General features: G+C 70.2%; 2 protein-coding genes. Both read right to left on the reverse strand.

Annotated features, from left to right (window positions below):
- A partial coding sequence (locus Vau01_RS62875) for a GAF domain-containing protein (protein WP_204015415.1) occupies window positions 1–964 on the reverse strand: 964 nt, incomplete at its 3' end.
- A gap of 87 nt (window positions 965–1,051) precedes the next feature.
- Window positions 1,052–2,084 (reverse strand): LuxR C-terminal-related transcriptional regulator (locus Vau01_RS62880; RefSeq protein ID WP_204015417.1); only part of this gene is annotated, 1,033 nt, incomplete at its 5' end.

Genomic DNA, 2,084 nt, shown 5'->3' on the forward strand with positions numbered 1-2,084 from the left:
GCAGGACGGCAACGGTCCGGGAGGAGGCGGTGAGTTTCGTCAGGATGTGCTCGACGCGGTCGGCGGCGGTGGGAAGCGGGAGATCGAGGGTGGCGCCGATACGTGGGACCGGCCAGTCTTCGACCAGGAGGCCGAGGATCTCCAGGTCGCTGGTGGTGAGCCCGTGCAGGTTGCCGGGGGGTGACACGACCAGGACGCCGGCCAGATGCCGCGCTGGCTGTCTGGCGCACGAGAGCACGGTGATGCGTGCGAGGCGGTGTCCGCCGTCGGGGCAGACAAACGTGGCGGACTCGACGTTGTCGGCCAGGTGGTCGGCCGCGACGGCGAGGACGGCCGAGCCGGGGGCCAGCAACCGGTGCCGGGGCATGCCGTCCAGCGGAAGGGTCTGACCGGCGCGGGTCAGCACGACCGCGGCCTGCGCGTTGCGGACGATCCGGACGGCCGCGCCGATTGCCCGCATCGGGTCGATCGCCTGCGCGATGGTGGTTGCGAGTGCCCCGATCAGATCGCGGGCGGCTTCGGTCGGGTGCTCGGCGGTGTCGGTGTTCAGGCCGAGCATCCCGAGGTAGCGGCCGTCCGGGGTGAACAGTGCGGCCGCCAGCCCGCCTCGGAAGCCCGCCGGTGCCAGGTACTCCGCCCAGGACCGCACCTCGTCAAGGGGAACGGACAGGTCGGCCAGCCGGGTTGCCCCGCTGTTGCGGTTCAGGCCGAGGAGTTCGATTTCCGCCACACCGGCCGGGCCGCTCATGTACCGGACCAGCCCGGCCGGGTAGCCGTAGCTGACCAGAGGCGGTTGCTCGAGACGGTCCGGGTCGAGCAGGGAGATCCAGGCCCCCTCGAACGGGACGACCTGGCGCAGCGGCTCCAGCAACGCCTCGGCCCGCTGGTCGATTCCACCGGGCATGGACACGATCTGCGTGATCTCGATGGCGGCCCGCAACCCTGCGGGCGGAAGCTCACGCAATCCGACTCTCCGTTCCCCGCGTCGTCCACGTTCCCCGGGTCGTCCACGCCTGTCCTGAAGGATTCCCGGGATGGTCGGGCGGCAACCCTACGCGCAGGAGCTGCGATGCGGTCGGGGTACGTACAGGCCGAAGCGGATCGCGCGGGCGGCCGCCAGGGTGCGCGTCGCGGCGTGGAGTTTGGTCAGGATGTGTTCGACGTGGGCGTTGACCGTGCGTCGGGTGACGAAGATGTCGTCGGCGATGCGTGAGTTGGGCCAGCCCTCGACGAGCAGGCCGAGGATCTCCAGTTCCCGCGGAGTGAGTCCGTGCAGGTCGCCCTGGGGGGAGACGAGGACCACCGCGGTCGGCGGGTGCGGCGGGTCGTGCGGGCCGGTCAGTACCGTGATCCGAACGTGGACGTGTGGTGTGTCGTCGGCCGTGTAGGGGAACAGGAACGAGCCGTAGGCGTAATCATTGGCCACCCGTTCGGCCGCGACGTCGATCACGTCCGAACCGGGGTCGAGCAGTGGGTGTGCCGGCAGGCCGGGCAGTGGTTGCGGGTCGCCGCCGCCGGTGAGCATGATCCCGGCTTCGGCGTCGCCGACGATCTCGGCCACCTTCATGATCGACCGTATCGGGTCGATCGCGTTGGCGATCAGAGGGGCGAGCATGCCGATCAGGTCACGGGAGGCCTCGGTCGGATGTGCGGCGGTGTCGGTGTTCATGCCCAGTAGGCCCAGGTGACGGCCGTCGGAGGTGAACAGGCCGACACCGAGACCTTCCCGGAATCCGGCCGGCTGCAGGTACTCGGCCCAGCCGCGTATCTGTTCGCGCGGGACCGCCAGGTCGCTCAGCCGCATGGCCGAGCGCGACCGGGTGAGGCCGAGCAATTCGATCTCGTCGGTGTTGGCGCGGCTGGTGATGAACCCGCATGTGGCGTCGTCGTAGCCCCTGCTGACCACCGGCACGTTGACCCGGTGCCGCGGATCGAGCACGTTGATCACGGCGGCCTGGAACGGAACGAGCCGCCGCAGTGAATCCAGCATGGCGTCGGCGCGCTGGCGTACGTCGCCCCGCCCGGACGCGATCTCCCCGACCTCGACAGCGACCTCAAGGCCACCCGGTGGAAACTCGGCCATC

This window comes from Virgisporangium aurantiacum, assembly GCF_016863635.1.
GTDB classification, from domain to species: Bacteria; Actinomycetota; Actinomycetes; order Mycobacteriales; family Micromonosporaceae; genus Virgisporangium; species Virgisporangium aurantiacum.